We start from the raw sequence: 21,596 nt of genomic DNA, 5'->3' as shown, positions 1-21,596 counted from the left end.
GTGATTCTGTTCATTGAGTGAATTAGTGAGTTGTGAGTTAGTGATTCTGTTCATTGAGTGAATTAGTGAGTTGTGAGTTAGTGATTCTGTTCATTGAGTGAATTAGTGAGTTGTGAGTTAGTGATTCTGTTCATTGAGTGATTTCGTGAGTTGTGAGTTAGTGATTTAAAAAAATAGTATTGAGATGAAGTTTGTTCTTAACTTACAAATCAATAATTCACTAACTCACTAACTCACTAACTCACTAACTCACTAACTCACTAACTCACTAAATCACTAACTCACTAAATCACTAACTCACTCAATCACTTAATGAACTAAATCACTAGCTTATATTTCGGGAAAAGTAATCGTAAATGTAGAGCCTTCATTTTCAGAACTTTGTACGTCGATATTAGCACCTAGCGAGTTTAGTTGCATTTTTACATAGTACAATCCAATTCCTTTTGAGCCAGAATTTTTGTGGAATTTCTGATACAAACCAAATATCTTGGTTTTGACCAAATCGATATTCATTCCCAAGCCATTATCATGAATAAGAATCTGCTTTTTGTGGTCAACCCATTGAGTCGATATCTGGACAACAGGCTTTCTGTTGGGATGTGAAAAATGAATAGCATTGGAAAGCAAATGAAATAATACGCTTTCCCAATAGGTAGGATTAAACTCTATACTGTCAAATGCACTGGTATCGAGCGAAATAGAGGCTTCTGCTATTTCGATGATTTTTTGTAAAGAAATAAATACATTATCGAGCGATTTCTGGAGCGAAACGGTCGTAATAGTAGTATCTAAGTTATCTTTGAAAATCAAGATATTCATCAAATCATTGAGTGTTTCGTTGAGCTGTTTTGTCGAGCCCTTAAAGCCTTCCAATAGCATTTTGGTATCGCTATCTGTAATAATATCCAGATTAAGCATATTCGAAATAGCCATAAGGTTGGTTAATGGAGCTCGCAAATTATGTGAAGTAATGTATGAGAACTGTTTAAGTTCTTGGTTGTTACGAGCCAGTTCAGTCAAAAGTTGTTCTCGTTCAATTTCCCGTCTTTTTTTATCAGTAATATCTCTTTGTATAGAAATCCAGTGAGTTACATTGTCATTGCCATCAAAAACAGGTACAGCCGACACACTCATCCAGATAGCTTGTCCATCTTTTCGATATTGAATTATTTCCGACTCTACAGGCGTATTCTCTCCAAAATTGTGTTCCAAAAGTTGAAGTTCAGCATTATCCATTTTATGACCTAAAAGTAGAAACGGCGATTGTCCTACCAATTCATCTTGGGTATATCCAGTAATATGACAAATGGCTTGATTCACATAAATAATTTTGACGTTATCGTCCAACACCTGTGTACTATTAGTAATCAACACGCCATCGTTGGCATGTGTAATAACCGATTCGAGGAGTTTTAGGCGAGCTTCCTCTTGTACTTGTCTGGTAATATCCTGCATTGCTCCAATCATATTGGTAGCCACACCTTGTTCATTTCTGATAATAATAGCCTTGTCTTGTACGTGGGCATATTCGCCATTAGAACGCATTGCCCTAAACTGAAAAGACCATGTATGTTGGCATCCTGCCAAGGTTTCTTCAATAGACGTTTGTAAAGAAACAATGTCATCTGGGTGTATTCTTGCAAACAAATTGATTTCATCAAAATGGAATTTGCCCGAAGGAAGCCCCAACATTTGTTCAAAACCTTCTCCCATAAAAAACTCACCATTAACTAAGTTCCAGTCCCATATAGCATCGAAGGTTGCCTTTGCCACATTTTCAAAGCGGGTATTACTCTCCTGAAGAGCTATCTCACCTTGTTTTCGAGCCGTGATATTTCGTGAAAAAACGATAATACCTATCTGTTCAGACAAATCATTGAAGATTGGATTGGCCGACACTTCCATGTATTGCGTGATATTATTGATAGGCATACACATTTCAAAATGAAGACTTTGCCCTTTCAAACACGGTTCGATAACTTGCCGATAGTCTTGTCGGATACCCTTTGCAAAATACTCATGGGCATTCATTCCTACCAAAGGCAGAGTATGAGTTAGTTGAGAAGTTTGTTGTTCAAAAGCTTTGTTGAACGAAACAAAATTCAAATTCATGTCTAACGAATACACAGGGTCGGGCATATTTTGTACCAGTGCCGAGTGTTTTACCCTTTCCATTTCCTCTTTTTCTTGGGTAGCTTTTTGTAGGCTTATATCTTTGGCTACGCCTACGATTCTTTTTACCACTTGTTTTTCATTGAAGATAGGCTGTGCTTTTAGTCGAATAATCTTGATAGATTGGTTATCGAGCAAAAAATGCAGTTCTATTTCTTGCATTTTTTTGCCATGTATAATAGTATCAATAAAATTGACAAAAGAGGATTTGTCTTGAGGATGGATAATTTTTTCGGTTACAAAATCAAGTGTAGGAATAATACTTTGAGGAGGCAAATGACAAATATGATAATGCTGATCTGACCAGTTCAATTGCCCTGAGTCTACATCGAGCTCCCAGCTACCCATATTGGCAATAGATTCTGCTTGGCTGAGGAGTATTTGGGTTCTGATTACCTCAAGTTCCTCTTTTTTTCTTTCAGAAATATCTAGGGCTGTAAATACCACGCCTAATATCTCGCCACTTGGATTGAATGTTGGCAGATAATTCACCATCCAGCATATATCGGTATTTGGCACAAATACTTCACGATTATAGGTAGCTTGGCCTTCGAGTGCCTTTTTTACCATAGTATCAAAATCCCTTTTTGATTCAGAGGGGACTCCTCTGAGAATATCTTCGCCTTTGACAAGTGTTATGCCAAATAGTTTCTTGGCAGACTCCTGAGCTTTTGAATTGAAATTGATAATCTTGAAGGCTGGGTTTATCAAAATGTGCAAAGCCCCTGTACTACTCAATAAAGCGTTGAGTTCCGACTCTGAACGAAGGACAAGTTCTTTCTGTTTTTTGATTTCCGAAATGTCGGTCATCACTATAATATACTTAGATACTTCTTTCTGGCTATTAAAAACAGGCTCGCCATTGACCAATGCCCAATAAGATAGCCCCGATTTGGTATAATGAAGCGACTCCCCCTCAAATGGCAACCCTTGCTCGATAGCCCTACGAATAGCCCTAAGCGTATTGAGGTTTGAGAGTGGGCCGTGTAGCATGGTACTAGGGCGTTTACCTACAACCTCGGAAAGACTGAATTCTGATTTTCGACAAAACGACTCATTTACCCACAGAATATCGCCCTGAGCATTGGTAATTACTACCATATTTTGGGTGAACTTGGCAACAAGCGACAGCCTTTCAAGCTCTTTTTGAGCTATTTGTTGCTGAATAATGGTTTGCTCTAGTTGTTTATTAAGGATCTGTATTTTGAGTTCTTTTTGCTTTTTTTCAGAAATATCGGTCGATATAGAAACAATTTTGTCGAATTCTCCCAAATCGTCAAAAACTGGAATAACAAAGGTGTCGAGCCAGTAAGCTTTCTTAAACTTCGACAAGTTACAAACCTCCGAACGCCATGTTTTTCCAGCTTTGATATTCCTCCACATTTCATCCCAAAAAGTTGAAGGATGCTTCCCCGAGTTAAGAATATTGAAGTTTTTACCAATAAGTTCTTGACTATTATAGCCACTTATTCGCTCAAAATTGGTATTTACAAATTGAATTATTCCGTTAGCGTCGGTAATAGATATAATAGAGGCCGCATTAATAGCATATTGCGACAATTCGAGTGCTTTGCGGGTTTTATGAAAATTGGGCACTTCTGCACGAATATCGCTGGTTTTATGAATAGATACCATACTGGCAGATTTGCCTTGAAAACAAATAGGGTAATTATAAATATTAGTTAAGATAATATCATCATTTTTGGTTTGTAAATACCAAATCGTCGACTTAGGGTTATAACTATTGTTGTTAATCAGGTATTCTTCCAGTAGTGTGGCATCGTTTTTTGGCCTAAAATCATGAATACTTAATCCGCAGATATCGGACTGCGATACCCCTAGCAATTTAGCAACCTCACTGTTGGCATCGAGGATTTCGAGAGTTAAATTATCATAAATCCACATGGGCATTGGATTATTGTAGAAATAATCTAATAATCCTGTATTTGTAGAGATTTCAACTGACATAGTGTGAGTTTTTAGCTATAAAAATGGCGTTTATTATAGGACTATTAAAAAAGACACAAGCAACTAGAGTCATCAATGCCGACTCATATAATGGCAAAACTTGAACATCAATCCTTCTAAGCTTTGGGAGGCTGTGTTGGCTGACTATGAGCAAATTTTGTATAGTTTAAGTTGATATAGCGGTAAGGATGAGATAAAAACAGCTAATAAAGGTGTAATGTTTTACTGATTTTTTCAAGAAAAAAACAGAATAGTTCATGCTGATAAATACCTTTTTAGAGTTAACCAAGGTCTTAACTCAAAAGCTTTCTTTACTTGTAAGTAGGGATTTTTTCTGTAAAAAAACAAATATCTGTTTGGGTTATTATTGTATATGTTTGAATTTTCATGTTAATCGTGAAAAATATGGTTTTAAATATGTTTTTGGTAAAGAATAGAAGTGTGTGTAAGTCTTGGAAAGAGGAGAAATGACTCAGGCAATAACTAAAGAATAATCGTTTGTCGAAGCAAAATAAAGTAGTTTCAACCTCTTTTTGCCTTTATAAAACAGGACTTTTCTAAAGAAGAGCATCCGTACAAAGTGTTTTTAGATAACCTTATTTGATGTATGAATATTACCAAAAGTAACCTGTTTTTTTCTTGGTGTATATCCCTTCTTTTGGTTGGGCTTTTGCCTCAAAAAACCTATGCACAAGCTCTAAAAATACAACGAGATTTAGTAGTAGCCAAAGATGGTTCGGGCGATTTTCGTTATATCCAAGATGCCATCGATGCGATTCGGGTATACCTTCCCAAGGCCATTACGGTACATATTAAAAAAGGGATTTATAAAGAAAAAATTATAATTCCTAGTACATTAACCAATATTAGCTTTGTGGGGGAAAGCCTAGATAGTACCATTATTAGCTATGATGACTATTCGGGAAAAGGTAAAATGGAAACATTTGATTCTTATACTCTAAGAATTATGGGGAATGATATTGTGATAAAAAACCTAACCATCGAAAACACTGCGGGTAGAGTAGGGCAGGCTGTGGCCTTGCATATAGAAGGCGACAGATGTGTGATTGACAACTGCAAACTACTGGGAAATCAAGATACCGTTTTTGCTTCGGGCGAAAACGCTAGGCAATACTTTTTGAATTGTTATATAGAAGGCACTGTTGATTTTATCTTTGGCTCGTCAACAGCTTTATTTGAAAATTGTCAGATACACAGCAAGTCAAATTCGTTTATTACGGCAGCCTCTACGCCACGGTGGGTTGTATACGGTTATGTTTTTAAAAACTGTCGACTTACTGCCGATATTGGAGTAGATAAAGTCTATTTAGGTCGTCCATGGCGTGATTATGCCAAAACCGTATTTATTGATTGCGAAATGGGCAATCATATTCTACCTGTAGGCTGGGACAACTGGTCGAGGCCCGAAACCGAACAAACTACTTTTTATGCAGAATACCGCTGTTCGGGAAGTGGCTACAAGCCTCAAAGCCGAGCCAAGTGGTCGTATCAGCTTACCAACAAAGAAGCTAGTGAATACACCCTAGAAAATATATTTTCAGGTAAACAAATTCCGAAATTTGGTGTATTTTGGCAGAAAAAGTAAACCTTAACAAAACCCCAACCATTAACCATGAAATCGTTTTGCATTTTGTTAGTAACAATATTGTGTAGTATTGCTGCTGTAGGCCAATCTACCAAAGGACTAACAGGAATTAAAGATACTTCGTATAGTAGTTATAGTGCCTTAAAGCATACCCACAAAACACACCCCAATGCCTTGTTGGTAACAGAAAATACTTTTGGAGGTATTACCGAAAAAAGAGATATACCCTATACCAATACCACAACAAGAGATTTGTATTTAGATGCTTTTTGGCCGAAAGAAAAATCACGAAAATTACGTCCAGCAATTTTAATTATTCATGGAGGAGGGTGGCGTTCGGGCAATCGCACACAGCATATCCCTTTGGCACAAAAGCTAGCCTCATTGGGCTATATAACCTTTACGGCCGAGTACCGTTTGTCGACCGAAGCCCTATATCCAGCGGCTGTAAATGACCTCAAAGCAGCCCTTCGATGGATTCGAGCCAATGCCAAAACTTACGGACTAGATACCACCAAAATAGCCAGTTTGGGTTTTTCGGCAGGAGGCCAATTGGCTGCTCTGATTGGTAATACCAATAATATGCCCAAATTTGAAGGAAATCAGGGTAACCTAAATCATTCGAGTGCCGTACAAGCTATAATAGATATTGACGGTATCTTGGCTTATATACACCCCGAGTCGGGCGAGGGCGATGACAGCCGTTCTACCTCAGCAGCCACCTATTGGTTTGGCTACAGCAAAGACGAAAAGCCTGAACTTTGGCAAGAAGCATCAGCCCTAACCTATGCAGGGAAAAATACACCGCCAACATTATTTATTAATAGTTCTGTAGACAGAATGCACGCTGGTAGAGATGATTATAGGAAGAAATTAGCACAGTACCATATTTATACAGAAGTACATACCTTTCCCGATTCGCCACATTCATTTTGTTTATTTACTCCGTGGTTTGACCCAACGGTAGGTTATATAGATACTTTTTTGAAAAAAGTATTCTAAAAAAAGAAGAACCTCCAAATAAGAATTTACTCGCCAAATGTTGATAAATAAAATTGGTGAAATCAATACCTCAAACAACATATAACAATAGCCCTTGTCACGGTTTATTTATTAAGTATTTCTAGAAAGAATAATTGCTACAACTTAAACCGTGATAATGTATGATAATTGTAAACTATTGACTATCAGTAGTCGTCGAAGTGGCATTAAAAACATAGTAGTCAACATCAACGATTATTTAACATCAAAAGTATTAAACTGATGCTGTATCATATAGGCATTGAAAGATATTCCTTTTTACCTATCTTTTTAAGATTCTCTCTGTAAGCTTTCTTTTTTCTAGCATTCTGCTCTCATGCTATTCTCGGTATAACCTTAACAAAAGCATAACACTAGCACAACCGTTAAGTTATAGTAATTCTCCAATTTTGATTCAGCAATAGGTCATCTCAATAGTATCAATGTAATTCGGCTGTAAAAAGCTGGATATGTATATTCTGGTTTTATGCTTATACTTTATGTCTCTGAAATTGCTTGAATTAGAATTGAATGAAAGTAACCAAACAATATAGAACAATTGTCATTTCTGACTTACACTTAGGCTCGGAAGGGGCAAAGGCCAAAGAGGTCGTTTCTTTCTTGAAATCTACTTCTTGCGATATCCTTATCATGAATGGTGATATTATTGATGGCTGGCAACTGAAAAAGGGAGGCTCTTGGAAAAAAAAACATACGGCTTTTTTTCGAGCGGTTCTCAAGATGATTGAAGAACAGGGTACTAAAGTGGTGTATATCAGAGGAAATCATGACGATTTTCTCGACCAAATTATTCCTTTTCAGTTGGGCAAGCAGTTTAGCATTCGCAAAGACTATGTCTTGAAGTCGGGTAAAAAACAGTTTTTTATTACTCATGGCGATATTTTTGATTCGGTGACCTCTCAGATGAAATGGTTGGCTCATTTAGGCGATATAGGTTATACTTTTTTGCTAAGTATCAACAAGCTATATAATCAGTATCGGGCTTGGCGTGGCTTGCCTTATTATTCGTTTTCGCAAAGAATCAAACAGCAGGTCAAGAAAGCCGTGAATCATGTGTCTGATTTTGAAGAAAAACTGGCCGAGTTAGCCCTCGCCAACGACTGTGAGGGTATTATCTGTGGGCATATTCATAAGCCCGAAATCAAAAATATCAATCAGGTTACTTATATGAATTCGGGCGATTGGGTGGAGTCGCTGAGTGCCTTGGTCGAAGACCACCAACATAATTGGTCGTTGATTCATTATGCCAATGCCAATACACTTTTAGCCGATGACGACGAACCTTCGGAGGTATTGATTGACTACACCAACAAAGTTTAAAGCTATGAATAGGCCTTGATTATAAATGGCATTTGGAGTAAGTGATTGATTGTTAGGGTTATAGATATGTGTTGTTTTGTGCAAATACTTAATCTATTATTAGCCCTTTACAAAGAGATATGAAGTTTTAGCTGTCAGATATTTGATTTTGGATGTGGGTTATAGAAAATAATTTTGGGCTTTGCTCGCATAATAGCAAATTGATTTAATAGCAAGATTTTAACGATGTATTAATATGAGTAAATTCTTATTTGTTGTACAAGGAGAAGGACGAGGACACCTCACACAAGCTATTTCGTTATCTGAAATACTAACCGATGCTGGCCATGAAGTGGTGGCTGTTCTGGTAGGAAAGGGCAACAACCTACCTTTACCTACTTTTTTTCAAGAGCGAATACAAGCTCCTATTCATACTTTTGCAAGCCCATCGCTGGTGTATGGACAAGGAAAGGCGTTGCGAGTTTGGGATACCATCAAAACCCATTTGCTCAAAGCCAAAGATTACTTCAAAAGCATTTCGTACCTAGCCCAACAGGTAGACCATTATCAGCCCGATATTGTTATCAACTTTTACGAAATGGTATGTGGGCTTTATTTTACATTGCATAAACCCGCAATTCCTTGTGTATGTATTGCTCATCAATATTTATTGTTGCACAAAGATTTTGAAAGTATTCCCCATAAACTACTCGACCGCTGTTTGCTCAATATCAATACCCGACTAACGGCATTGGGTAGTACCCAAAAATTAGCTTTGTCGTTCGACAATATGCCCAACGACCCCACTCGTGCTATTCGGGTAGTTCCGCCTTTGTTGCGTTCGGAGGTCAAGCAGTTAAAGCCTTCCCAAAAACCCTACATCTTGGCCTATATTACCCATCATAAATTGGGCGAAGATATTGCTCATTGGCACGAAAATCATCGTGAGGTTGAGATTCATTGTTTTTGGAACAACCCCGATTTCTCGGATGAGTGGCAAATCCGTGAAAACCTGACATTTCATCAGGTAAATGCCGAAAAATTCCTGACCATGATGCAAGATTGTTCGGGTTTGGTATGTACGGCTGGTTTTGAATCGGTATGCGAAGCTATGTATTTAGGTAAACCCATTATGATGGTGCCAGTACCCAACCATATCGAACAAGAAATCAACGCTTGGGATGCTCAGCGTGCAGGTGCGGGTATTGCCAATACAAGTTTTGATTTTAGCAAATTTCTGGATTATTTGCCTCGTCATCAAAGTGTACACGAGCAGTTTGAAGATTGGCAAAGCCAAACCAACTCCCTTTTCCTTGATTACCTCGAAACCTTAACTCAGCCTCAGGCTGAGATATATACCCTTAGTCCTAATACCGCAACTATTCCGCAGTTTTGGTGGCAAGGGCTATTCCAAAAATATCTTTAGCATTTAGAATAGTGTTCAAAAAGGTTGATTTCGGATGAAGTCAACCTTTTTTTATAAACACCCAATGAGTGCTCTGTATAAAATACAAAAAAAACTAATAAAAGGTATGTAATAGCAAGGTTGTTAGAGTAATATTAAAGAAAAGTAAAATTTAATTTACTAATATGAACGCAGAATTCTATTTTTGCTTGCAACAGATAATACTATTTTATCTTATTGATTTCCAGTAAAATAAAGGCAAATATTTGTGCATTCACTTTAGTCAACCTTAACAACATTTCAATGAACAAACATCTACTTCAAAAAGTATGGGTATTGCTATGCACTTTCATAAGCATTACCGCATTTCAAACATCTGCTCAGGTTACTACTTCTTCTATCAATGGTATTGTTTTAGACGAAAAAGGGGAGGCTCTTCCTGGGGCAAATGTAATTGCCGTTCACCTTCCTTCGGGTACGCAGTATGGGGCTCAAACCCGTGCCGATGGCAGGTTCAATTTGCCCAATGTAAGAGTAGGAGGGCCTTATTCGTTAAAGGCTTCGTTTGTTGGTTACAAAACAGCCACAATTGAGGGTTTTTCTTTGAATCTTGGTCAAAAGCTTTCGCAAGATTTTAAACTAATGGGCGAAAACTCCACCTTGGCCGAAGTTGTAATCAAGGCCGACCCTATCATGAACAACAACCGCACGGGTGCTGCTACTAATATCTCCAGCGACCAGTTGCGTTCTTTGCCTACTATTACTCGTTCGGCTTCCGACTTTACTCGCCTTACGCCTATGGCTGGCGATAACAATTCGTTTGGCGGGCGAAATGGGCAGTTCAATAATTTCTCGCTAGATGGGGCTATTTTTAATAACCCTTTTGGCTTAGATGCTGCCACACCAGGCGGACAAACCGACGCTCAACCTGTTTCATTAGATGCCATCGACCAGATTCAAGTGGCGATTGCTCCTTATGATGTCACACAGGCAGGTTTTACGGGGGCTTCGGTCAATGCCGTAACCAAATCAGGAACGAATAAATTTACAGGAACAGCCTTTGGCTTTTTCCGCAACCAAAGTATGACGGGTAGTAAAGTGGCAGGTTCAGATATCTTTGTGCCAGATTTGAGCCAGTATCAGTATGGCTTTAGCGTGGGCGGGCCTATTGTCAAAGATAAATTGTTCTTTTTTGCCAATATGGAAATAGAACGCCGTTCTGATTTGGGGTCAAGCTATTTGGCCGCTCGCCCCGGACTTACTGGGAGTAATATTTCTAGGGTTTCGGCCGCCGATTTGGAGCTGGTATCGGCTACACTAAAAAACAAATATGGCTATGAAACAGGAGCTTATGAAAATTATACGCACAAAACCAACAATACCAAAGCCATTTTCAAACTAGATTGGAATATCAGTAATATCCATAAACTTACGGCTACTTACAGTATGTTGGATGCCTCACGAGATCTACCCGCCAACCCTTCGGCTATTGGTCGTCGTGGTCCTGATTTCTTGACTTTGCAGTTTTATAATGCTGGATACCGAATCAACAACAAATTGAATACCGTGTTGGTAGAACTCAAATCAAGTTTTTCTAATAAATATTCCAACAAACTTCAGGCTGGTTATTCAGTATTTAATGATGCCCGTGACCCTTTTTCTAGCCCTTTTCCTATTATCAATATCAACAAAGACGGAACTAGGTATATTGTGGCTGGACACGAACCCTTTTCTATCAATAACCGCTTAGACCAGTATGTAACCCAAATCAACGATAACTTTACTATTTATGCAGGAAAACATACCGTAACGTTGGGAGGTTCGTTAGAAAAATTCTCGTTCGACAACTCGTTTAACTTAGGGGCTTATAATGGTACATTTGGGCCAGGGTACGAGTCTGTACAAAGTTTTGTAGATTTTGTAAAAGCAGGTGGTTTGGATGCCGACGTAAAAGCTGCGGTTGATTTGTACAAAACCAATAACGAAAAGAATTCATGGGCTTTGGCTCAAACAGAAGTGGGGCAATTGGCCTTTTATGCTCAGGATGAATTACAAGTTACTCCAAAATTAACGCTAACAGTTGGGCTAAGAATGGACAAACCAATGTATTTTAATACCAAGCAGCGTATCGAAGAAAATATTGCTCGAAACTGTTGTTACGACCCAAGTATTACTTATTACGACGAAAAGGGTACTCCTACCAAGTTTGACCAAACGGTACTGCCTACAACCAAACCATTGATTTCGCCAAGAGTAGGCTTTAATTATGACATCAAAGGCGACCGTTCAGAGCAGCTTCGTGGAGGAACTGGACTATTTACTGGTCGTTTCCCATTTGTATGGATTGGCAATCAGGTAGCCAACCCCAATTCTTATTTCTACTGTGTAACTGATCCAAACTTTAAGTTTCCACAGGTTTGGAGAAGTAATTTGGGGTACGACAAAAAGCTATCTAATGGATGGGTATTATCTACCGATTTGATTTATACCAAAGATATCAATGCCATGATGGTTCGTAATTATGGCTTAAAACTTCCAACAGGTAAATTAGTGGGAGCTGACACCCGCCCTATTTACAAAGCTTCCGAGCATCCGACCAATGCGTATGTATTTACTAATACCGATTTGGGGTATTCGTTCAATGCCACTTTTCAGGCAACCAAAACGTGGTCGAATGGCCTATATGCTAGTTTGGGTTATAATTACCTCGATGCCAAAGATGCAGCCTCTATCCAAGCCGAAATTTCTTCGGATGCCTACGACCGCAACCCCGCCAATCCTGTACATAGCAATACGCCTATTTTGGCTCCAGCGGTATTTGGTAATCAGCACAGATTTGTTGGTAGTGCATCTAAAAAATTCGTATATTCCAATGGTAAAATGGCTACATCGGTTTCGTTGTTTGCACAATACGTAAAAGGTGGTCGTTATAGTTATACCTATTCGGGCGACTTGAATAACGATGGTTCGGGGCTGAATGATTTATTGTTTATTCCAACCGATGCCCAAATAGAAACCATGCAATTTACAGGAACTACCTCAGAACAGGCTGCCCAAAAAGCAGGATTAAAGGCTTATATTGCACAAGACGATTATTTGAATACACATCGAGGACAAATTGCAGGCAAATATGCAAGTACAACGCCGTGGTATTCAAGCTGGGATTTGAGCGTTCAGCAGGATTTTGTATTGCCAAATAAAAACAAAATTCAACTGAGCCTAAACGTACTGAATATTGGCAACTTAATCAATTCTAATTGGGGGGTACGTCAGTTGGCCTCTATTACTAGCTTGGTACAGCCCATTGGCGTAAGTACCGATGCCAATGGTGTACCAACTTACAGCTTTGATACCGCCCAAAAATCAACGTTTTATAACGATGCCCGTTTGCCTTCAAGATGGCAGGCTCAGGTAGGTGTAAGATATATTTTCTAAAATATCACCAATATGAATCCATTTAGTTAGAACAAATGGAATTAGTTAGAATAAAGCCTGTGGTTGTTGACTACAGGCTTTTTTGCAAGTATGTTCTGCCCTTTGGTTGTATTATCACACCCAAGCCAAAATAAGTATTTGCTAAAGCCTTAATAATTTGATAACCTTCACTTCTTTGAACTTTTTCAATAACAGAGTAGTTTTGTATATAAATAAAACAATAATAATATGACAAAACAAAGTTGGAGTGCTATTACTCGTCAAACAAACTGGCGGTGGCACAGAGCAAAAAAACAAGAGAATCCGAGGTATATACACCGATTCCAGACAAGTTCAAAAGAATCTACTGAATACGACCGAGTGTCATTCGACTGGATTCATCGCTAAGCGTAAATGATGCAAACCCTTCTGAAAAGATGGGATTTTTTGTTTTATAGGGGTACACTATTATTCTATCATTTTGCTGCTAATCTACTGAGGGCAATCTGCATCGTCCATTTCTCAATCTATTTTATAGCATTATTCACCAATACTAGCCAGTAAGTCGAATTCGTCAGATAACTTGTCGGTTAGGCGTTGAAATAAGGTAAAGTATTGCTGATATTTTTGATGATTTTGAGGATTCGCTTCCCAAATTTGGTCGTATCGAACGGTCTTAGAGGCTTCTTCCAAATGAGAAAACACGCCCAAATGAGTAAGTGTCATTAGGGCAGCACCAGTACTAACACCATCGTGTTGTAAATTGGTAGCAATATTTTTGCCGAACATATCTGCCAATATCTGAAGGCAAATTGGGTGTGAGGCAAAAGTGCCATTTACGTACAGGTGGTCAAATATTCTGAATTGTTCAAGGAGTTTTCCGATACTATAAATCTCAAAAAGAATTCCTTCTAAAGTAGCTCTGGTAATATGTTGCTGGGTATGATTGATATTCAAACCAAAATACGTACCCCGTGCATTAGCATTCCAGATGGGGGCTCGTTCACCCAACAAATAAGGCAAAAAGATAAGCCCTTCCGACCCAACTTTTATTTGGGCAATTGACTTAAATAAATCGTCGATAACTTCATCTAAGGATAAATCGCCCGAAAAATCTCCGAATTGTTTGGCAAACCATTCAAATACTACCCCTGCATTGTTGCTGGGGCCTCCGCTGATATAATACCCTTCGGCCAAAATATAATTAAAAAGACGTTGTTGGGTATCTTCCAAAACACTTTTGCCCGCTACACGTACAGCCGCACTCGACCCAATCGTTATCGTAGCTTTGCCTTCGCCAACAATACCCGCCCCAAGGGTAGCCAAACAGCCATCGCTTGCTCCCAAAATAATAGGAGTTTGCTCTGAAATGCCCCACGTTGTAGCATATTCCTTTTTTAGCTTCAGATGATGGTAAAATACCGAAGCTGTTTCTGACAACTGTGAAGGTTTGATTCCTGCAAAATCAAGGGCATCGGTATGCCATTTCAAACGGTGAATATCAAAAAGACCTGTCGACGAAGCAATACTATGGTCTACGATATACTCGCCAGTAAGCTGTTTTATGACATATTCTTTGAGCGAAATATATTTATCTATCTCGGCCGAATGAGGCTGTTGATTTTGCTGAAGCCAAGCAATTTTCATTAGCGGCGACATCGGGTGAATTGGAGTGCCTGTATGCTGATAAATACTAGCCGATAAGCCACTTTTATTGAGCTGTGCTACTTGTTGTATGCCACGGTTGTCGGCCCAAATAATAGCATTTCCCAAAGGAACACCTTTTTGATTCACAGGCAAAACACTGTGCATCGAGCCGCTCAAACAAATCGCCGATACCTTCATTTTCTGAGGCAATACAAATTCATTTAATAGGTTTTTGACCACAAAGAGCGTGGTGATAAATACCTGCTCGGGGTCTTGCTCGCTCCAGTCGGGTTGAGGGTGAAAGGTTGGGTATGTGCCTTTTCGGCTATATAAATCTTGGCCATTGAGGTTGTACACATGTACTTTCACAGCCGAAGTATTGATGTCGATAGTAATAATACATTCCATATTGATAAGAGGTTGTACGCTTTTAAGTAATCGGCAAAATAAATTATTTAGTCTCAAAAAGTTAGTACTACTGTAGCAGACTGCTCATCATTTATACCTACTTATGATTGGCTATTTTTCCTAAAATCACGGGGGGTATAGCCTGTCAGTTTTTTGAAAGTTGATGAAAAATGCTGTGACGAATAAAAGCCTGTTTGCAAAGCAATATCTGTAAGGCTTATGGTAGTACTTTTGAGTAGTCGAATAGCCTCCGAAATTCTGATATTGATAAGGTAATTGAGGGGCGAAAATCCCGAAAAATGTTTTACCTTTTCAGAAAAAGCGGTAGTGCCTAAGCCCATGAGGCCAGCCATTTCTTCTACTGTCCACTGATATTCTAGGTTTTCGCGGAGTGCCTGTTCCAGTTTTAAGAAAGTCTGTGGAAAATCACGGGGGTCATTTTCTTGCTTGCTCATAGCCCTAAAAATGGTTAAAAGTAGTTCATCTATCAACTGCCGAACCCGTGTTTTGTATCCCAATTGTTGCTGTGAAATTTCTAAATATAAATTCTCTAAAATAGGCTGAATTAGTTTGAGGCGAGGTAGCACAGGCCTATTTTGCAAACACAAAATCCTAGCCATAATCCGTTGCTCATTATCAGGAATCTGGCTCCATTCACCCAAAGTAAGTTCGTTGTTTTCGCTTAGCCATTGTGGCAAAATGGTTAGGCAAGTGATTGTTCCGATGGCCAAATACCCCTTTTCGCTACCCAGCTTTTGCCAAGGGCAGGCTATAGCAGCATCGTTTGGATACAGCAAAAAAGGCTTGTTATCAATCACCCAGTCAAATCGCCCTTCATTGATAAAATAAATTCTGATACCTTTTTTGGCATCAATTACCATAGAATTTAATTCAATTTGCTGGATTTTTTGATGAACAAATTCCAAAATAAAAGGAAATTCCGACAAATCGCCCGTTTTTCCTTGATACCATTCAAAGGGATTCATTCAAGTGTTTTCAGTCCAACTTTTGTATATAAAGTGTCGTAAAAGTAGTACTTTTCATCAAACAAATATTGTATAATTCTACAGTGATAAAAAATGAAAGTATATTTATATAGAAAGCTTGAAATTTGAAGTCTCATTACAAAACACATACAGTTATGCAAATTGGAATTATTGGCTTAGGCAAAATGGGCTATAACTTGGCTCTTAATTTAAAAAGAAACGGTTACGAAGTAATAGCCAACGATGTAAACCAAGATTTTGTACAGAAAATAGCCCAAGAGGAGGGTATTGCGACAGCCTCGTCGTTGTTGGAACTTACCGAAAAATTAGTAGGCCGTCGGGTAATTTGGTTGATGGTACCTGCTGGCGAAATTGTTGATAAGGTTATTGAAAGCTTGATTCCTTTGCTAAACCCTTCCGATATTGTCATTGATGGAGGCAACTCATTTTACAAAGATTCTCTTCGCCGATATGCTTATTTAAAAGCACAACAAATAGATTTCTTAGATTGTGGTACTTCGGGCGGTACAAGTGGGGCTTTGAACGGGGCTTGTACAATGATTGGGGGCGATAAAGCTGTTTTTGACTACGTAGAGGAGGTTTTTAAGCAAATATCGGTAGAAAACGGGTACTTACACACGGGCGAAGCAGGCAGTGGGCATTTTACCAAAATGGTACATAACGGTATTGAATACGGTATGATGCAGGCTATTGCTGAGGGCTTCGAGGTATTTGAACGCTCGCAATTTGATATTGATTTTTATAAAACGGCCAAAATGTTTAATCATGGCTCGGTAGTAAGAGGCTGGTTGATGGAACTAACCGCCAATGCTTTCTCGAAAGACCCTCAGCTAGATAGTATCAAAGGAATTATGCACTCGTCGGGCGAAGGAAAATGGACATTAGAAACAGCCTTAGACATGGGTGTACCTACGCCTGTAATTGCCTTGTCGGTAATTATGCGGTACCGTTCGCAGATGGAAGATACGTTTTCAGGTAAAGTAGTTGCGGCTCTTCGTAACGAATTTGGGGGGCATGCCGTAGAAAAAAAATAATCGAAATGAGTCAATATTATACTGGGATAGACATAGGAACTACAGCCACCAAGGCTGTAGTTTTTGATGCTGTCGGACAGGTCGTTTTTCAGCATTCGGTAGAGTACCCTATGTTTCATCCGCATCCGCAATGGAGTATTCAAGAGCCCCAAGATATTTTAGCAGCCGTTTTATTGTGTATTGAGGTAGTTCGAGAACAGTATGTTACCGAGTTTATTAGTTTTAGCTCGGCTATGCAAAGTATTTTGGCTGTCGACCAAAACCATAACTTGCTAACCGACTGTATTCTTTGGGCCGATAACCGAGCCAGTGATGTAGCAGATGAATTAAAGAATAGTGCCTTGGGTAAGGATTTTTACCAAAAAACGGGTATTCCGATTCATACTTTTTCGCCTATGACCAAAATACTGTGGTTGAAAAAGCATGAACCAGCCATTTTTGAAAAAGCAGCAAAGTTTATTAGTATCAAAGAATACATTTGGTATTACCTAACGGGCGAATATTGCATAGATACGTCTATGGCTTCGGGTACTGGAATTTTCAATATTCATGATTTGGTATGGGAAGAAAGTATTTTATCTTTTCTTGAAATAGAAGCCTCACAACTTTCGCCGATTGTGAGTTCTTACCATACAGCATACGCCAAAAATAGCGGCCAATTGTTGGTATTGGGTGGTGGCGATGGAGTGTTGGCCAATTTGGGTACAGGTGCAATGAACAAAGGCAAAATTGCTCTTACGATAGGTACTAGCGGAGCGGTTCGGCTGTCGAGCAAGGGGGCATTTGTAGATGAATTAATGCGTACACAGTGTTATCATTTCAGCGAAGATCAGTACCTAAAGCTAGGTGCTGTCAACAACGGTGCTATTGTATTACAGTGGCTCAAAGAAGCTATACTCAAAACAGAAATGTCGTTTGTAGAAATGTTTCAGCAGGCCGAAAGCGTACTTGCGGGTAGTGAAGGCTTGGTATTTGTACCTTATTTGTTAGGCGAGCGAGCTCCTATTTGGGATGCCAACGCCAAAGGCCTAATTATGGGGCTTACGATTAATCATCAGCAAGCTCACCTAATTCGGGCTACAATGGAGGGGATAGTATTTGGGCTTTTGCATATTACAGAAGTACTTTTGCCTGCCCAAGAGCGTGACCAAATTAGTATTATGGTAAGTGGTGGTTTTGCCAAAAGTGCTTTGTGGCTACAGATTGTGGCCGATGTATTTCAGATGAACGTAGAGGTATCGGGTACAGTAGAAGGCTCGGCTTGGGGGGCTGTTATGATTGGCTTTGGGGCAATTGGCAAGCCAATACCTGTTTTACAGCAAACCGAACAAGTTATTAGCCCTAACCCTGACACCAAAGCGGTATATCAAGCCAATTTTCAGCAATTCAAGAAAGTATATCCTTTTATCAATGCCTAGAAAAAAGAGGCTAACCATCGGGTAGCCTCTTTATCAAGAAAAGTTTTGTAGGTTCTGAAGTAAGTCAAAAAAGAGCTATACATTAGAAAAAAGGTATCCAACGCCTTTGATAGTACGAATATAGTCGTCACCAATTTTTTCTCTAATCTTTCTGATATGAACATCTACCGTTCTTTCAGTAACATGAATACCTCGTCCCCAAACGTTAGATAAAATTTCGTCTCTTGAATAAACCTTGTTGGGGTTTGTTACAAAAAACATTAATAAATCAAATTCTTTTTTGGGCAAAACCCACGAGTTGTTGTTTACAGCAATAGAATAGTTTTGTTTGTTGATGGTAAGATCCTCAATCACAATTTTCTCTATGCCTGTTCCTTCGTTCAATTCCCTTTTCAATATGGCCTTGATTCTGCTTAGCAAAGCTCTTGGTTTAACGGGCTTAATAATATAATCGTCGGCACCAATATCGAATGCGGCTATTTCTGAATATTCTTCGGCACGAGCCGTTAGAAATAGGAGGTAAGTTTTGTGTAATTCGGGGAGTTGTTTTATAATACGCCCCGCCTCTATACCATCCATAATGGGCATCATAATATCCATTACAATAAGGTCGGGAAGAAATATTTTAGCTTTTTCAACAGCAACTTTTCCATTTTCGGCGGTCATTACTTGGTATCCTTCGCCTTCGAGGTTGTACTGTAGTAATTCTAAAATATCGGGGTCATCATCAACTAACAAAACTTTTAGCGAAACGTCTATCATAAGAGTAATATCTAGGACTATAATTTATTGGCAAACTTATCACCTAGAAATTACCTCATGGTTATTGGTATATTAACTATAGATTATCTTTTTTATAGATAGTTATTTCATGACGTTTTTGATTACCTCGCCTGTTGGTTTGGGGCTTGTGTAGTCGATTCCCAACAATTTGGCTAATGTTTTGGCAAATTGGTTTTGGTAAAGCTGACTTTCATTTTTTTGCTCGCCAGTTGCTGGGGTATCTGGGCCAATTACTGCAAACCAAATTTGGTCTGAGTATGCAGTTTTGAACCCGTGGTCTGTCCATTTTGATTTAGGAAACTGCCCACGACCGTGGTCGGAGGTAATAATCAGCGTAGTTTTATCTTTGTATTGTGGCATACTTTGTAGCGTATTCCAGAGGTCGGCTAGATAAGTATCAAAGTTATGGGCAGCATTGAGGTAGGCATCGTAAATACCCGCATGGGCGTAGTCGTCGGTTTCGTCAAAAGCCAAGAACATCACCTTCGGTTGTTTTTTTACCAAATATTCTTTCATCAAATAATACGTCACAAAATCATGGCGGTCGGCAATTTGGCTAGGAGTTGTTTGCTGAATTTCGTTCAGAAGTTCTTCTTTTGGGGTAATACTTCCCTTTACCAGTTCTTTGCCTGAATTAACAGGAATCCTGCTACGCTCTTCATTGATAATATACGGAAAGCAGTCCCATGTACTGAAGGCTGCAATTTTGCCATTGAAAGCTGGTTTTTTGTGCAAAAACTCTAAAACCGTTTCGTTGGGATTATTAATTTTGTCGTTGCTCGTAATCTTTTCATCGTCGGCAAAACCTGTTAATATTTCGTTATAGCCTGGGTACGAAAACCATTGCTGGTTGGTAATATTCACTTTATTGCCAAAAGCTCTATTGCCATAAATTTGTCCTTTTTGGGCAACGGTATTCCATAAAAAAGGCAATAGCTTTCGGCGACTCGAATCGGAAGTGGAGCTTCCGTATTTGGCTATCAAATCTTTCTTGTTGCGTGTGTACGAGTCGTTGTTGACTAAGGCCGAATCTAGGCCATTAAATACTTCTAGCCAACGGAATCCATCGGTAGTAATCAGGATTACATTTTCAGTTTTGCGTTGTGCCATACTTGCCGAAGTAATCAAGCAAGCGATACAGCATATCAATAGTTTTTTCATGGAAGGAAGTGGATGTTTTTTGAGTTGTGAGGTCGTAAATTGTTAATTTGTGTTTTTTGTGGAATTCTTCAAAAAAATAGAAAACATTGAGTATATGTATTTGTTAGTCAGCTTTTTTCACTAAATCACACTAAATCACTAAATCACTAAATCACTAAATCACTAAATCACTAAATCACTAAATCACTAAATCACTAAATCACTAAATCACTAAATCACTAAATCACTAAATCACTAAATCGCTAAATCACAATTCACTAAATCACTAAATCACAATTCACTAAATCACTAAATCACAATTCACTAAATCACTAAATCACTAAATAAACAGCTCATGAGCCATTGGATAATAATAATTGATAGACAATACCTCTTTGTTAGTTTCTTTGGCTAGTTCGTCCCAAGCTCTTAGCTGAAGGCTTTTTTTGAAAAGAGGGTGTTTTTCAAAAAGCTCAGCTTCTTGTGCTGTCATTATTCCACCTTGGAAAGATAGCGTAATTTTGCTTGCTTCCGAGAGTTGCTCAAAGTATTGAGGATGCTTATACGTTAAATACCTTTTGGCCTGAACGTGGTTTCTAACAAGCAAGCCCATATTGCTAGGAAAACCGATATTATCCAGTAATTCAGCCCCAACTATTTCGTGGCGGAGGTGGCCATTGCCTGCCATATCTTCCGATTCGTGCATAGGTAAAAGATGGCCAATGTCATGAAAAAGTGCGGCCAAGACCACTATTGGCGTTTCGTGGGCATCGACAGCCAATTGTGCCGACTGTAGGCTGTGTTCCAAAACAGTTACAGGCTCTCCAATATACTCGTTGTGGCCATGTTGGGCAAATAGCCCAAATAGATAACTAATTTTTTGGTCGGTAGTTTGGTTAGTAAAATCCATAGGAAATGAATAAGCGTTGATATGTGAGGTTAAGTATTTTTTTTCAAGAACTTATGTGGTGTTGAGTGCTATTGAACTTTGCTTTGATACTTAGTTTTAAAAAGAAAATAGTGAGGTAAAACCTCACTATTTATTCACATCATTAACCAGTTTTTTCATCATGATTAATGAATATTCACCATATATTTCATTCCATTTTCGTCTTGAAGTAATTGAGTGAAACTTACAACTATCCTATAACTAGTTATTTACAACATAGTGTTGCACAGAGGTTTTTATGAAGTTGTACAAAGTAATGTTTATTATTTTTGCCTGTACAACCCTATGTGTATGGTAAAAAG

14 protein-coding genes are annotated in these 21,596 nt (G+C 38.7%); 8 read left to right on the top strand and 6 right to left on the bottom strand.

Translation table 11 applies throughout. The features are described from left to right. Positions 1–330: 330 nt before the first annotated feature. Positions 331–4,143: a PAS domain S-box protein gene (locus FLEMA_RS68415; protein WP_044171327.1), complete on the bottom strand. Its 3,813-nt coding sequence runs from the start codon at positions 4,141–4,143 to the stop codon at positions 331–333. A gap of 607 nt (positions 4,144–4,750) precedes the next feature. Between FLEMA_RS68415 and FLEMA_RS68410 the strand changes: the two genes are divergently transcribed. The 6 genes from FLEMA_RS68410 to FLEMA_RS76965 all read left to right on the top strand — a co-directional run bounded on the left by FLEMA_RS68410 (position 4,751) and on the right by FLEMA_RS76965 (position 13,316). After that, the gene (locus tag FLEMA_RS68410; RefSeq protein WP_044171325.1) at positions 4,751–5,749 is read left to right on the top strand and encodes a pectinesterase family protein; all 999 of its coding nucleotides are present in this window, start codon (positions 4,751–4,753) and stop codon (positions 5,747–5,749) included. A gap of 27 nt (positions 5,750–5,776) precedes the next feature. Beyond that, a complete protein-coding gene (locus tag FLEMA_RS0112720; RefSeq protein ID WP_026997715.1) occupies positions 5,777–6,751 on the top strand; it encodes an alpha/beta hydrolase in 975 nt (324 codons plus the stop codon). 549 nt (positions 6,752–7,300) lie between these two features. Next, positions 7,301–8,110, top strand: coding sequence for a UDP-2,3-diacylglucosamine diphosphatase (locus FLEMA_RS68405; RefSeq protein ID WP_044171323.1), 810 nt, complete (start codon positions 7,301–7,303; stop codon positions 8,108–8,110). A 235-nt stretch (positions 8,111–8,345) separates the two neighbouring features. Beyond that, positions 8,346–9,515, top strand: a complete 1,170-nt coding sequence (locus tag FLEMA_RS68400) for a glycosyltransferase family protein (RefSeq protein ID WP_052354067.1) — start codon at positions 8,346–8,348, stop codon at positions 9,513–9,515. A gap of 282 nt (positions 9,516–9,797) precedes the next feature. Beyond that, on the top strand, positions 9,798–12,929 hold the full coding sequence (locus FLEMA_RS0112675) for a TonB-dependent receptor (RefSeq protein WP_026997714.1): 3,132 nt from the start codon (positions 9,798–9,800) through the stop codon (positions 12,927–12,929). Between the two features lie 228 nt (positions 12,930–13,157). Beyond that, positions 13,158–13,316: a hypothetical protein gene (locus FLEMA_RS76965; RefSeq protein WP_159102682.1), complete on the top strand. Its 159-nt coding sequence runs from the start codon at positions 13,158–13,160 to the stop codon at positions 13,314–13,316. A gap of 132 nt (positions 13,317–13,448) precedes the next feature. On the opposite strand, the gene FLEMA_RS68395 is transcribed toward FLEMA_RS76965, so the two are convergent. Both FLEMA_RS68395 and FLEMA_RS0112590 read right to left on the bottom strand, forming a co-directional pair. Further along, positions 13,449–14,963, bottom strand: a complete 1,515-nt coding sequence (locus FLEMA_RS68395; RefSeq protein WP_044171321.1) for a gluconokinase — start codon at positions 14,961–14,963, stop codon at positions 13,449–13,451. Between the two features lie 101 nt (positions 14,964–15,064). Beyond that, positions 15,065–15,949: a helix-turn-helix domain-containing protein gene (locus FLEMA_RS0112590; protein ID WP_026997713.1), complete on the bottom strand. Its 885-nt coding sequence runs from the start codon at positions 15,947–15,949 to the stop codon at positions 15,065–15,067. Between the two features lie 155 nt (positions 15,950–16,104). On the opposite strand from FLEMA_RS0112590, the gene gnd reads away from it, so the two are divergent. Continuing rightward, positions 16,105–17,004, top strand: a complete 900-nt coding sequence (gene gnd / locus FLEMA_RS0112585; protein ID WP_026995570.1) for a phosphogluconate dehydrogenase (NAD(+)-dependent, decarboxylating) — start codon at positions 16,105–16,107, stop codon at positions 17,002–17,004. A 5-nt stretch (positions 17,005–17,009) separates the two neighbouring features. Next, positions 17,010–18,422: a gluconokinase gene (locus FLEMA_RS68390; protein ID WP_044171318.1), complete on the top strand. Its 1,413-nt coding sequence runs from the start codon at positions 17,010–17,012 to the stop codon at positions 18,420–18,422. Between the two features lie 75 nt (positions 18,423–18,497). Here FLEMA_RS68390 and FLEMA_RS0112575 read toward each other — a convergent pair whose 3' ends face one another. From FLEMA_RS0112575 to FLEMA_RS0112555, 3 genes are all read right to left on the bottom strand, one after another. Further along, a complete protein-coding gene (locus FLEMA_RS0112575; RefSeq protein WP_026995569.1) occupies positions 18,498–19,184 on the bottom strand; it encodes a response regulator transcription factor in 687 nt (228 codons plus the stop codon). A 102-nt stretch (positions 19,185–19,286) separates the two neighbouring features. Then, positions 19,287–20,366: an alkaline phosphatase family protein gene (locus tag FLEMA_RS0112565; RefSeq protein WP_026995567.1), complete on the bottom strand. Its 1,080-nt coding sequence runs from the start codon at positions 20,364–20,366 to the stop codon at positions 19,287–19,289. A gap of 319 nt (positions 20,367–20,685) precedes the next feature. Beyond that, positions 20,686–21,255, bottom strand: coding sequence for an HD domain-containing protein (locus FLEMA_RS0112555; RefSeq protein ID WP_026995565.1), 570 nt, complete (start codon positions 21,253–21,255; stop codon positions 20,686–20,688). Positions 21,256–21,596 lie beyond the last annotated feature (341 nt).

It is taken from the genome of Flectobacillus major DSM 103 (assembly GCF_000427405.1).
GTDB lineage: Bacteria > Bacteroidota > Bacteroidia > Cytophagales > Spirosomataceae > Flectobacillus > Flectobacillus major.
The sequence above is the reverse complement of the archived record's forward strand: the minus strand, read 5'-3'. Positions and strand labels throughout refer to the sequence as shown.